Source organism: Corallococcus sp. AS-1-6, from assembly GCF_020037015.1.
In the GTDB taxonomy this organism is placed as follows: Bacteria; Myxococcota; Myxococcia; order Myxococcales; family Myxococcaceae; genus Corallococcus.
In genome coordinates this window covers 161676-174188 of record NZ_JAIQDE010000005.1, presented here as the reverse complement: position 1 = coordinate 174188, position 12513 = coordinate 161676, and the positions used below count along the sequence as shown (strand labels likewise).

Annotated in this window: 12 protein-coding genes; 5 read left to right on the top strand and 7 right to left on the bottom strand. The window is 70.0% G+C overall.

Annotation, left to right across the window (positions count from 1 at the left end):
- The first annotated feature begins 37 nt into the window (after window positions 1-37).
- The 3 genes from K8612_RS09240 to coaBC all read left to right on the top strand — a co-directional run bounded on the left by K8612_RS09240 (window position 38) and on the right by coaBC (window position 5675).
- Window positions 38-1330 (top strand): Stp1/IreP family PP2C-type Ser/Thr phosphatase, encoded by a 1293-nt coding sequence (locus K8612_RS09240; protein ID WP_014396319.1) that lies wholly within the window; start codon window positions 38-40, stop codon window positions 1328-1330.
- Window positions 1331-1441: 111 nt separating this feature from the next.
- The gene (locus tag K8612_RS09235; RefSeq protein ID WP_223762010.1) at window positions 1442-4417 is read left to right on the top strand and encodes a carboxypeptidase regulatory-like domain-containing protein; all 2976 of its coding nucleotides are present in this window, start codon (window positions 1442-1444) and stop codon (window positions 4415-4417) included.
- Between the two features lie 40 nt (window positions 4418-4457).
- A complete protein-coding gene (gene coaBC, locus K8612_RS09230) occupies window positions 4458-5675 on the top strand; it encodes a bifunctional phosphopantothenoylcysteine decarboxylase/phosphopantothenate--cysteine ligase CoaBC (RefSeq protein ID WP_223762009.1) in 1218 nt (405 codons plus the stop codon).
- Window positions 5676-5750: 75 nt separating this feature from the next.
- On the opposite strand, the gene K8612_RS09225 is transcribed toward coaBC, so the two are convergent.
- The gene (locus tag K8612_RS09225; RefSeq protein ID WP_223762008.1) at window positions 5751-6809 is read right to left on the bottom strand and encodes an SDR family oxidoreductase; all 1059 of its coding nucleotides are present in this window, start codon (window positions 6807-6809) and stop codon (window positions 5751-5753) included.
- Between the two features lie 115 nt (window positions 6810-6924).
- Here K8612_RS09225 and K8612_RS09220 point away from each other — a divergent pair, with 115 nt between their 5' ends.
- Window positions 6925-7827, top strand: coding sequence for a LysR family transcriptional regulator (locus tag K8612_RS09220; protein ID WP_223762007.1), 903 nt, complete (start codon window positions 6925-6927; stop codon window positions 7825-7827).
- Window positions 7828-7837: 10 nt separating this feature from the next.
- Here the strand turns inward: K8612_RS09220 and K8612_RS09215 are convergent, their stop codons facing one another.
- The 5 genes from K8612_RS09215 to K8612_RS09195 all read right to left on the bottom strand — a co-directional run bounded on the left by K8612_RS09215 (window position 7838) and on the right by K8612_RS09195 (window position 10906).
- Window positions 7838-8305: an SMI1/KNR4 family protein gene (locus K8612_RS09215; protein WP_223762006.1), complete on the bottom strand. Its 468-nt coding sequence runs from the start codon at window positions 8303-8305 to the stop codon at window positions 7838-7840.
- A gap of 15 nt (window positions 8306-8320) precedes the next feature.
- A complete protein-coding gene (locus K8612_RS09210; protein ID WP_223762005.1) occupies window positions 8321-8848 on the bottom strand; it encodes a hypothetical protein in 528 nt (175 codons plus the stop codon).
- Between the two features lie 227 nt (window positions 8849-9075).
- Window positions 9076-9339 carry an SMI1/KNR4 family protein gene (locus K8612_RS09205; protein WP_255671472.1) on the bottom strand — a complete coding sequence of 88 codons (264 nt, stop codon included), beginning with the start codon at window positions 9337-9339 and terminating at the stop codon, window positions 9076-9078.
- 181 nt (window positions 9340-9520) lie between these two features.
- The gene (locus K8612_RS09200) at window positions 9521-10426 is read right to left on the bottom strand and encodes a hypothetical protein (RefSeq protein ID WP_223762004.1); all 906 of its coding nucleotides are present in this window, start codon (window positions 10424-10426) and stop codon (window positions 9521-9523) included.
- Between the two features lie 72 nt (window positions 10427-10498).
- Entirely contained in the window at window positions 10499-10906 is a 408-nt protein-coding gene (locus tag K8612_RS09195; RefSeq protein ID WP_223762003.1) for a hypothetical protein, read from the bottom strand.
- Between the two features lie 146 nt (window positions 10907-11052).
- Between K8612_RS09195 and K8612_RS09190 the strand changes: the two genes are divergently transcribed.
- Window positions 11053-11871 carry a helix-turn-helix domain-containing protein gene (locus K8612_RS09190; protein ID WP_223762002.1) on the top strand — a complete coding sequence of 273 codons (819 nt, stop codon included), beginning with the start codon at window positions 11053-11055 and terminating at the stop codon, window positions 11869-11871.
- Window positions 11872-11876: 5 nt separating this feature from the next.
- Here the strand turns inward: K8612_RS09190 and K8612_RS09185 are convergent, their stop codons facing one another.
- Window positions 11877-12440 (bottom strand): NADPH-dependent FMN reductase, encoded by a 564-nt coding sequence (locus K8612_RS09185; RefSeq protein ID WP_223742080.1) that lies wholly within the window; start codon window positions 12438-12440, stop codon window positions 11877-11879.
- Between the last annotated feature and the right edge of the window lie 73 nt (window positions 12441-12513).

The window sequence follows — 12513 nt, the reverse complement described above, 5'->3', positions numbered from 1 at the left end:
GGCCTGCGTAACGTGCGGAGTCACCCTCTAGGCACGGATGGGAGCGTTCGCGGTGGCCTTGACCACAGAAGCCTTCGGGCTGACCGATGTCGGCCGGAAACGGCAACACAACGAAGACGCGATGATGGTGGACGCGTCGCTCGGCCTGTTCATGGTCGCCGATGGCATGGGCGGACACGCCGCGGGTGAGGTCGCCAGCGCGCGGGCCACGGAGGTCGTCAAGCAGCACATCGCGGCCAACCGGCACCTGCTCAAGGACCTGGCGCAGAACCCCACGGCGGACAGCCGCTCCGCCGCCGCCGCGCTGGTGGAGGTGGCGGTGCAGCGCGCGTGCGCGGACATCTACCGCACGGCGATGACGGACGCCTCCAAGCGCGGCATGGGCACCACGTTCGTGTGCCTGGCCGTGGGCGGCAACAAGGGCGTCATCGGCCACGTGGGTGACAGCCGTGTGTACCTGGTGCGGCACGGACAGTGCCACCGGCTCACCGAGGACCACACGCTCGTCGCCGCCCAGCTCAAGGCCGGCACCATCACCAAGGAGCAGGCCGCCACCTCGCAGTACCGCAACGTGATTACGCGCGCGGTGGGCATCCAGGAGTCCGTCCAGGTCGACACGCTCATCGTGGACCTGATGCCCGGCGACGTGTTCCTCCTCTGTTCGGACGGCCTGCACGGCTACATCGAGGACGAGGAGATATTGCCCCTGGTCGCGGGGCTCCAGCCCGGGGACCTGCCGCGCAAGCTCGTGGAGATGGCCAACGAGCGCGGCGGCAAGGACAACATCACCGCCGTGGTGGTGAAGGTGGCCGGGGACAGCGCGGCGCTCGCCAGCGAGGAGACGAGCGAGGCGCAGTCGCGCATGGAGGCGCTGCGGAAGATCCCCCTCTTCCGCCACCTCACGTACAAGGAGCAGACGGCGGTGCTGTCCATCGCCACCACGCGCACCTACCCGGCGGGTCGGGAGATCGTCGTGGAGGGGCAGCCGGGCGAGGAGCTCTTCGTCGTCATCCGGGGCCGGGTGGCCATCGAGAAGAACGGCGTGGAGATCGCGGAGCTGCGCTCGGGCGGCCACTTCGGCGAGATGGGGCTCATCGACAACGCGCCCCGCTCCGCCACGGTGCGCGCCACGGAGCCCACGCGGACCATGGTCATCGCCCGCTCGGACCTGATGGGGCTGATGAAGCGCGAGGCGATCCTCGCGGTGAAGATGCTCTGGAGCTTCGTGCAGGTGCTGAGCGACCGGCTGCGCGCCACCAACTCGGAGCTGAGCGAGGCCCGGCAGGAGCTGGCGGTGGCGCAGGCCATCCAACCGTTCGCGGAGGACTGAAGCGGGAACTCCAGCGGCCCCCGGGGCGTCCTCAAGAGGACGCTCTGGAATTTTCCGGGGGAAACCGTCGTTGGGGGGCCGGTCTGGGAGTAAGGTCCCGGCCGCGTACACATGCGCAAATGGGTCTTCATCGCGGTGGCCGCCGTGCTGGCGCTCGCCGCCATCGTGCTGGGGCCCCGGTGGGGCGCTCCGGCCGCGCGCCCCGTCTCCCCTGTCTCCGCCAGCTCCATCCGCCAGGGCATGCCCGCCTTCAACGCGGTGGCGGTGTCCTCCGGCGCGCAGGAGGGGCTGACGCTCACCGGGCGCGTGCTGGACGGCAACGGCCGGCCGGTGGCGGACGCGGAGGTGTCGCTCGCGGCCTCCGCGGAGCGGACGCTTTCGGACGTGAGGTGCGACGAGTGCGGCCTGGCGCTGCTCGCCTGCACCGCGCATGAGACGGCGCTGCACACGCGGGCCTTCTTCGAACAGCGGCAGGGCTTCCTCACGGCGCGCGCCACGGTGCGCACGGACGCGCAAGGGAAGTTCCGCTTCGAGCACCTGGCGGGCGTGTCCTTCACGGTGTGGGCGCGCTCGGCGGGGCTGGGCGTGGCGCTCAAGGACCGGGCCGCGCCGGGGGAGCCGGTGGAGCTGTACCTGCCGCCCTTGCGGAGCATCACCGGCACGGTGGTGGATGACTCCGGCCAGGCGAGGCCGGGGGCGCGCGTGCGCGCGGTGTCGCGCAAGGTGCCGCTGCCCTTCGAGGCCGTGGCGGGCGCGGGCGGGGCCTTCACGCTGTCGGGCCTGGGCGAGGGCCCGTTCTACGTGCTCGCGGACGCGGAGGGCTTCCAGCCCGCGGTGGCGCAGCAGGTGGAGGCGGACTCGCAGCCGCTGCGCCTGAAGCTGACGCCGTCCCGCACGCTGGAGGTGCGCGTGACGCGCGACGGGGCGCCCGCGGCGGCGACGGTGCGTTTGCGCGGCGACCACCTGACGCGCGAGGAGCACGCGAAGGCGGAGGGCGGGCCGGTGCGCTTCAACGGTCTCTACCCGGACGAGGTGGTGGTGACGGCGGAGGCGCCGGGCTTCGGCTCCGCGCCCCAGACGCTCACGCTGTCGCAGCGGGTGACGCAGGTGACGCTGGTGCTGGAGGCCGCGGGCCGGCTGCTCGTCACGATCGTCGACGAGGACGGCCAGCCGGTGCCCAACCCGCAGTTGCTGCTGCGCACGGTGGCGGGCGACCTCATCCGCCGCGACGCGGTGCCCACCGGGGCCCTGGCGGAGCTGGGGCCGCTGGCGCCGGGCGAGTACGTGCTGGAGGGGCAGGCGGAGGGCTTCACCGCGGCGCAGTTGCCCGCGCGCGTGGCGCCGGGGGAGACGCCGCTGGAGCTGGAGCTGGCGAAGGCCACGGTCATCAGCGGGCAGGTCATCGACGAGTACGGGCGCCCCGCGGCGGGCGTGTCCGTGCTGGTGCAGCCCACGGGCGGCGTGGTGAACGCGGGCGAGGACGGCCGCTTCACGGCGCAGGTGCCCATGGCGGGGCTCTACACGCTGCACGCGCACCACTCCGAGTGGGGCGGCGGCAGCGTGCAGGCGACCGCGCCCGCGACGGACGTGACGCTGTCGCTGGAGGCGAAGGCGGGCGCGGACGTGACGGTGACGAGCGGCGGCCGGCGGGTCGAGGGCGCGGACGTGACGATGTGGGCGGATCCGGAGAACATCTTCCGCAGCGACCGCCCCTCCGGGCCGGACGGCGTGGTGCCCATGCGCGGCCTGCCGCCGGGCACGTACCAACTGGTGGCGTCGCATCCGGAGTACCTGCCGTCGAGTCCCCGGCCGGTGACGGTGCAGGACGGGGCGAAGCAGCAGGTGACGGTGGAGCTGGAGCCCGGCGCGCAGCTCACGGGCGACGTGGTGGACGAGGACGGCCAGCCGGTGGTGGGCGCGGCGATGAGCGTGGCGCCGCGCATGGCGGAGCCGACGCAGTCGGACTCGAGCGGCCACTTCGAGTTCCGCGCGCTGCGGCCGGACCGCACGTACTTCGTGGAGGCACGCCACGCGAGCTACGAGCCGATGGAGCGGCCGCAGGGCAAGCCGGGCGGGCCGCCGGTGCAGGTGAAGATGCGCCGGCGCACGACGTTCCGGGGCCGCGTGATGGATGACGCGGGCCAGCCGGTGCGTCGCTTCCGGGTGGACGAGCACGACGTGAACAGCCCGGACGGGCGCTTCGAGGTGCCGCTGTCCACGGCGGGCGACCGGCTCATCGTCGCGGTGGACGCGGCGGGGTACGAGCCGCAGGTGGTGGACCGCCCCTCGACGGCGCAGGACATGGGCGACATCGTGCTGGTGAAGGCGCCGTCGGTGTCCGGGCGGGTGCGGGACGCGTCGGGCGGCGCGGTGCCGGACGCGGTGGTGACGTGCGACGTGTGCGACGGGTCGGTGCTGTCCGGGCCGGACGGTCAGTTCACGCTGGCGAGCCCGCCCTTCGTGCCGCGCTTCACGGTGTCCGCGCGCAAGGGCAAGGTGAGCGGCACGCAGGAGGTGCCGCGAGGCAGCACGGCGCCGGTGGAGCTGACCCTCAAGCCCGCGACGCACCTGACGGGCCGGGTGTACCTGGCGGACGGGCAGCCCGCGGCGGGCGCGCAGGTGGAGGGGCTCAACGCGGACCGCAGCGAGACGGTGTCGCTCATCACCGGCGTGGATGGCCGCTACAGCGCGGACCTGTCGCCGGGCAACTACCGCTTCGTGGTGGGCGGGCGGGGCGCGGGCCAGCCGGCGGTGGTGGTGCAGGTGGCGGGCACGGAGATGACGCTGGACCTGGGGCCGGTGCCGGGGACGGGGTCGGTGACGGTGCTGGTCCAACCGGAGCGGGGCAAGGCGCTGTGGGTGGTGCCGGGAGACGTGGGCGCGGTGGGCAATCCGCCCACGGAGCTGCTGCGCTCGCGCTATGCGCAGTTGGTGTACCAGCCCATGTCGGAGCGGGTGGTGGTGCAGGGGCTGCGGCCGGGCCGGTACACGCTGGTGTGGGGCTACTTCCACGCGGAGATGCCGGGGTCGGGCCCGGTGGTGCGCTCGGTGGACGTTCCGACCCAGGGTGAGGTGTCCCTGCGGTAGTCGTGTTGCGACCGGGCGGACTGGCGCGTAATGAAGCCGCATGGACGCATCCGCATTGAAGGGTCGCCGGATCATCGTCGGCGTGGGTGGCGGCATCGCGGCGTACAAGGCCTGCGAGCTGGTGCGTGAGCTGGGTCGCGCGGGCGCGGACGTGCGGGTGGCCATGACGGAGGCCGCGCGCCAGTTCGTCACCCCGCTGACCTTCCAGGCGCTCGTGGGGCACCCGCCGCTCACGGACTACTTCGACCCGGCGCAGGAGGGGAACTTCGGCCACCTGGACCTGGCGCGCTGGGGCGAGCTGTACGTGGTGGCGCCCGCGACGGCGGACCTGATCGCGAAGATCCGCGCGGGCTTCGGCGGGGACGCGGTGACGACGTCGCTCCTGGCGTTCAAGGGGCCGGTGGTGTTGGCGCCCGCGATGAACGTGGCGATGTGGGAGAACGCCCGGACGCAGGAGAACGTGGAGTCGCTGCTGAAGGAGGCGCGCTTCAGCACGGTGGGGCCGGGCGCGGGGATGCTGGCGTGCGGAGACGTGGGCGCGGGGCGGCTGGCGGACGTGGGCGCCATCGTGTCCGCGGTGGCGGCGAGGCTGGGAGGTGGTCCGCTCGCGGGCAAGACGGTGCTGGTGACGGCGGGCCCCACGCGCGAGTACCTGGATCCGGTGCGGTTCATCTCCAATCCGTCCACGGGAAAGATGGGCCTGGCGCTGGCGCACGAGGCACGGGCGCTGGGCGCGAAGGTGACGGTGGTGCTGGGCCCGGTGGGCGCGGTGGACCGCACGGGGCTGGAGGTGGTGGACGTGGTGAGCGCGGAGGACATGGCGCGCGAGGTGTTGTCGCGAGTGGAGTCCGCGGACGCGTTCATCGCCACGGCGGCGGTAAGTGACTGGAGGCCGGAGACGCGCGCACCGCAGAAGGTGAAGAAGGGCGAGGGGCCGGAGAGTCTCAAGTTGGTGCGCACGCCGGACGTGTTGCTGGAGGCGTCCCGCAAGGTGGCGGGGAGGGCGAAGCGCCCGGTGCTGGTGGGCTTCGCGGCGGAGACGGAGCGGGTGGTGGAGCACGCGCGCGAGAAGCTGGAGCGCAAGGGGCTGGACGCCATCGTCGCCAACGACGTCACCGCGGAGGGCGCGGGGTTCGGGACGGACACGAACCGGGTGACGGTGATTTCACGTGGTGGACCCGACCGGGTGTTGCAGGGCAGCAAGCGCGCGGTGGCGGCGGAGATCCTGTCGCTGCTGCTCGTGTCACCGCGCGGCTGAGCGCCCTTCTCTGACACAACTGGACGGATGCGGATCAGGGGGCGCGCTACTTCCGGTCGCTCCTCGTCGAAGCGCTCAGGGAATGACCTTGCGGCGGCGGTAGTCCGCGAAGATCTCGCGGAACATCGCCTCTGTCTCGATGTGCCCTGGGAACCCATGGCGGCGTGCCTTGGACGGGTCCGCGAGGAAGTCGAAGTGGATCGAGAACATCCCCTGGGCATGACGCCAGGGGTTGATGTCCGTGTAGGGATTGGGAGCGAGCCTGTGCTTCGCCACCATCCTGTCCCAGAGCGGTGCCTTGTCCGCCATCGTCTCCACCAGGGAGATGGGCAGGGGCGGGGCCACCTCCAGGTCGAACATACGGGCAATCTTCGGCCACAGCTCGCTCCAGCGGAACTGGTCGCCGTTGTTGATATTGAAAGCCTGGTTCGCGGCCTCGGGGCTTGTCGCCGCCCACAGCATGGCGTGCGCCAGGAGCCGGGCGTCCGTGAGGTCCATGAGGACGTCGTAAGCGGATGGCGGTCCGGGGAAGCGCAGCGGGATGCCCAGCTCCTTCGACATGGACGCGTACACCGCGATGGCCAGCGCCGCATTCATCGGGGTTCCCATCGCGTAGCCCACGACGACGGACGGGCGGAGCGCGGACCACGTCCACGCCTTGCCCTGCTGCCGCCGCTCCAGGAAGACCTGCTGGTCCACGTTGAACGCGGGAGGCATGTGCGGCGCGTCCGTCTCTCGGGCAGGCGTCTTGAAGGGGCCCAATTGCGCGCCGTAGACCTTGTAGCCCTGCATCAGGTTGATGTGCTGGAGGTTCCTGGCGGCAGGCTCCACCGCGTCCACCACGTTGACGAGCATGGCGACGTTGGGCGCCACCAGCTCCGCGAGCGTCGGTCGGTCCTGGTAGGCGGCGTAGAAGATGTGGGTCACCTGCGTCAGGCCGCTCAGCTTCTCGCGGCTGTCGGCGGCGTCGAGCAGGTCCACGGAGATGAAGCGCACACCCGGGCGGTTTTCGCCTCCGCGCCGCGACAGGCCGATGACCTCCCAGCCGCCGAGTGCTTCCAGGTGTTCGATGAGGTTGAGTCCCGCGATTCCGTTGGCTCCAACGACCAGGGCCACATTCTTGGGGGTAGACATGGGGTTCTCCATGCGGCCCCACGTGGATCCGTTTCCGGGCCGCACGGGTCTAGTATTCGTAGGTCTTGTCACGCAGTAGAGCTGCCCCAGGCACAAGGCTTGTGAGTTCAAGTCAATGGCGCGTCTGGAAGTCAATCGCTCCGGGGAGATGGAGGTCTTCGTCCGCGTCGTGGAGCAGGAGGGCTTCTCCGCGGCGGCGCGGACGTTGCGGATGACGCCCTCGGCGGTCAGCAAGCTCGTCGCGAGGTTGGAAGCCCGCCTGGGGGCGCGGCTCATTCACCGCAACACCCGGGGCTTCCAACTCACCTCCGAGGGCTGCGTCTTCTACGAGCGAAGCGTGCAGGTTCTCGCGGAATTGGAGGCCGCGGAGCGTGGCGTCACGTCGCATGACGCGCCCTCGGGTCGCGTGCGCGTGAACACCAACGTGCCTTACGGCACGCACGTCCTCCTGCCCCGGGTGCCGGCGTTCCAGGCCCGCTACCCGGGCATCCGCCTGGACATCGGGCTCACGGACCACGTGGTGGACCTGCTGGAGGATCGCGCGGACGTGGCCATTCGCGCGGGCCCGCTCAAGTCGTCCAACCTGATCGCTCGAAGGTTGGGCGAGACGCGCAAGGTCATCGTCGGCGCGCCGACCTACCTGAAGCGCACGGGCACGCCGAAGTCAGCCGCAGACCTGGAGCGGCATACCCGCATGGGCGCCAGTCACACGCACGTGCTGGAGCAGTGGCCCCTCATGGAGCGAGGCGCCGTGGTGAACGTGCCCGCCTCGGGGACCCTCTTCGCCAGCGACGGCGAAGCGCTGCGGCGTCTGGCACTCGCGGGGGCGGGCCTCGCGCGGATCGCGGCGTTCCAGGTGCGTGAGGACCTCAAGGCCGGGCAATTGGTGGCGGTGCTGGAGGACCGAAACCCCGGGGACACGGTGGTCTTCCACGCCGTATTCCTCGATCCCGCGAAACAGCTTCCTGCGCGCATTCGCGCGTTCCTCGACTACTTCGGCGAAGTGGGCATGGACTGACTGCTCACTCCTATCCTTCCAGTGGTTCGCTGCTCAGCCAGAACGCCTGGTTGCCACTGCAAAGTGCTTTCTTCAGAAACTCGCCGAAAGATGAGGCAACGGGCACCAGCTCGGGGAACGTCTCGTGCCACGCGTCGAAGAGGGGATAGTGGCCAGAGTCACACCGTGCCACGTCCAGGACGAGGTAGTCGGAGTCCTGCATGTCCACCAGCGTGTAGAGGGATGCCGCTCCGGTCTCGTCCCGGTCGTTGCCTCGGATGGCGACGCGCGCTCGCATGATTTGCTCTAGCGGCAGTACGCGGAAGCGCGTGTCCGGCGACGAGACGAAGAGATCACACCCGTTGCAATGCAGGTAGAAGGCGCGCAGGTCCTCATCAAGTTTCCACCCCACGCGTGTCTCGAATGCAGCGATCTGCGCGAGCGTGGCGGGATGACCAGGGAAGTGGAGTCGGGAGACCTCGGCCAGCAGGCTTTCCATGGACACGGTCGTTCCTCAATCCACATAGGGCCGTGCGGGGCCCGGTGTGAGCCACTTGCCGCCAGGTGCGTAGCAAGCGGGGTATTCTTCGTTGAAGACCTGATGCACATCCTGCGGCACGGGGAGCACGTTGCCAGGCGCCACTGGTGGGCCTCCGTGTGCCAGGTCGAAGATGTGGTGTCCCTGCCAGTTCGCCCCGTTTGTTGCCGGCCACTCTCCGAATTCGGAGGCCCATTCGCGGCGGAAACTCTCTCGGGCGTTCTTCCACTTCTCCCTCAGTTGGCGGCCGTTCGATACGGTCGGGTAGTCGCAGCAGCAGTGGGTGATGGCCATGCGGCCACCAGCTTCCGCTGGCATGAAGAAGTAGCGTCCCTGCCAGTCCCCCTTGATGTCGGCCAGCCACATGCAGCCCATGAGGGCATGGCCCTGGGACGAGCACTTCGACTCGCAGCGGGACAGGAAATCAGCGCTGCACTGCCAGGGGCCGTAATAGATGGTCGTCCGGAGTTGTCCTCCATCTGGTGTCCGGACGACGGGGCTCACCCATTTCCCCATGGCAGGCCTGCCCCCAGCGGAGAAAGTTGCGGATCCACATCCGACGAAGACAAGGACGATGGTTGCAAGAGCGGCCTGCTGAATGGGCGGAATGGTAGCCACGACGGCGCGTGATAGCGCAGCAAGGGGCTGTCCGCCAAACGGGTAGGGAAAACCCAGCATTCATCGTCCACGCGAATCCTTCGGAGAAGCAGACATGGCCTGGCCACGCATTCCTATTCTCCCTGCGGTCCGTCCGCGTCCTCTTCGCTGCCTCTGATGGCTGCGCGAGCTCGCTCGATTTGTTCAAGTGGGAGGATGCGGTAGTTCATCTCGGGTGAAGCGTCGAACAACGCTGCCCCATTGCAGTGCAGATAGAAGGCACGAAGATTCGCGTCCAGCCTCCACCCAACGCGTGCCTCGAAGGCGGCTATCTGTGCGGGCGTTGCCGGTGGGTTGGGAAAGTGATGGGTGGCGACTTCAGCCAACAAGCGATTCATGGACATCGAGATCCCCGAACCATGTCCTACGGAGGCCCTGCTCACGGAGCCGACAGTGGCCGAGCCACACCCAAATAGCCCAAGGACGATGGTCGCAAGAGCGGCACATTGAATCGGCAGTCTGGCTTTCATGGCGACGCGTGATAGCGCGGCGTGTCCGCGTCCGCCATTCAGTCACGGACTACCATGGCTCCCTGATCGCCACGTGCCCCGGAGGCCCTTCCACCCCGTGGATGAACGTGTGCTGCTCCACATGCACGGACTCATGGAAGTCAGGCTCACCGCGTCCACCGTTCCAGTCCACGCGGTCCATGCGGATGACTCGCGATGAGTACGGCAGCAGCGTCGCCGGATCCGTCACCAACTCCAGCTCCAGGTGCGCGTACCTTCCCTGCGTCTCGTCCGATTGTCCGACAGGTTCACGCACGAGCTTCAGCCGCACGCACCTGGGCTCCGGTACCGACTCGGAGCAGGGCACTCCCACGTCCAGCCGGACTCGCTCCTCCGCGGGGACCTCCTCGCTCTTCTTTCGGCCGGTGCCCACCGCCAACGTCGTCGGCACGACCTCCGTCCTCCCAGGCTTGAAGCTCGACCCGTGCCAGCTCCCGACCCACTCGTTCCACCGGTTGCGGGCCTCGCGCTCCAGCCCGTTGCTGAGGGCCTTCGCCATCTGGGCCTTCTTCGTGGGGCTCACCGGCAGCGCGTCCAGCAGGTCCTGGCCAGGGCCGTCCTCCAGCGGCTCGATCCCCTGGAAGTCTCCCTGCGCGTCGATGATGGACGCGGCCAGCGGCTCCACGAAGGCAGGGAAGGGGGCTTCAATCACTTCCACGTCCTGGAACACCAACCGCCGGCGGCCCTCCGCGTCCATGGGCCCCAGCCGCATCACATACCGGCGCTGCGCCGTCTGCCGTCCGCTCCAGTCCGTCCGCACGTCCACCGTGTGCATCACCCGGAGGGTCGACTGCTCCGGCCACGCGTAGCGCAGCGTCACCAGGTCCTTCCCCCTGGCGCCACCCACCGTGGCGCAACCGATGACCCCGGAGGACAACGCTGCGATGACGAGCCACGGGCGCGCGAAGGAGGCCATGTCCCGCCACGATAACAACGCCCGTCCCTCCGCGCGGCGCGACATGACGCTCGCGCCGCGTGGATTGGACACTCAGGCCATGGCCGCCGTGGCGCCTCGCCGCAGGCCCGCGTACTCCAGCGCCGCGAACAGCGCGACCGCCAGCGCCTGCGCCGTGACGAAGGCCACCCCGAGCCCCGTGGGCGCCGTCGGGCCGTGCGTCATCAGGAGCACGCTGTCCACCACCCACAGCGCGTTCACCGCGACCACGAACCACACCGGCCACGAGGGCAGGGTGTCCCTCGACGCCAGGTAGCCGAGCAGCAGGGCGAACGGAATGAGCCCCAGCCCCGCCGCTCGCAGGAGCCCCGGCTCCAGGCCCAGCAGCGGCCCCATGGGTCCCGCGGCCACCGCCATCAACAGCCCCATGGCTCCACTGGCGACCGCGTCCAGCAGCAGCGCGCGGCGCAGAAAGGTTCCCGACACGTTCTTGACGCTCATGGCACACGAATCCTTGCGATGGGTGGAAGCGGCGGCGGCCGTGAAGGCCGTCCGTCGACGGTGCACAAGATGCGAGCCGGCCCGCGCGGTGTCGATTACCTCCGAGGGAATGGAAGCGCTGACGTGCGCCCCCTATCTTCCCCTCCATGACGAGCCTTCAGCAGAACCGGCCGGTGGGAGAGCTGCTGCGCGGCTGGCGTCAGCGGCGCGGGCTGAGCCAGATGGACCTCGCGTTGCGCGCGGAGGTCTCCACCCGGCACGTGAGCTTCCTGGAGACCGGCCGCTCCCAGCCCAGCCGCGAGATGCTGCTCCACCTGGCGGAGGAACTGGACGTGCCCCTGCGCGAAAGAAACGGCCTCCTCGTGGCCGCGGGCTTCGCGCCCGTCTACGCCGAGCGCCCCCTGGACGACCCCGCGCTCAGCGCCACCCGCGAGGCCGTGGAGCTGGTGCTCGCGGGCCAGGAGCCGTACCCCGCGCTCGCGGTGGACCGGCACTGGACGCTCGTCACCGCGAACCGCGCCGTGGGCGCGCTGCTGGCGGACGTGGCCCCGGAGATGCTCGAGCCTCCCGTCAACGTCCTGCGCCTGAGCCTGCATCCGTCCGGGCTCGCGCCGCGCATCGAGAACCTGCGCCAGTGGCGCGACCACGTCCTCACGCGGCTGCACCGGCAGGTGGACGCCAGCGCGGACGCCACGCTCGCGGCGCTGCTGGAGGAGCTGAAGGGCTACCCGGTGCCGGAGGCCACTCCGGACCCCAGGGCGCGCGACTTCGCGGGCGTGGTGGTGCCCCTGCGCCTGCGCACGTCGCTGGGGCGGCTGTCGCTGTTCAGCACCACCACCGTGTTCGGCACGCCCGTGGACATCACGCTCGCGGAGCTGGCCATCGAGTCGTTCTTCCCCGCGGACCCCGACACGGCGGAGGCGCTGCGGCGGGCCGCCACCGCGCGGTCCCGCCAGGACACCTGAGGCCGCTACGGCTTCACGCGCACCGTGCGCAGCGCCGTGCCCCAGGATACGAGCTGATCCAGCATCGCGTTCACCTGCTTCTCCTTGGCCGGATCCGGCTTGAAGACGGTGTAGTGCTCGAAGTCGGTGGAGAGGAACAACTGCACCTGCGCGCGCACCGTGGCCATTTGCAGCTCCGCGGCGACCAGGCGCAGTTGCTCCACCGCGCGCACGCCGCCCGCGCTGCCGTAGCCCACGAAGCCGGCGGCCTTGTTGTTCCACTCGCGGTAGACGAAATCGAGCGCGTTCTTCAGCGCGCCGGACGGGCCGTGGTTGTACTCGGGCGTGACGAAGACGTAGGCGTCATACGCCGCCACCGCCGCGGACCACTTCTGGGTGTGCTCCTGGGTGTACTTGCCCGAGGAGGGCGGGGTCGGCTCATCCAGCAGCGGCAGGTGGAAGTCCTGGATGTCGACGATGTCGTACGCGGCGTCGCCTCGCTTCTTCGCGAGGTCGTGGACCCAGGCCGCGACCTTGTCCGCCTTGCGGCCGGGCCTCGTGCTGCCGACGACGATGGCCACCTTGATCATGGGGGAGCTGCTCCTGTGGAGAGAAGGACCGGCATCTTCCCCAGGTCCGCCCGGGGACCAAGGGCGTTACGCC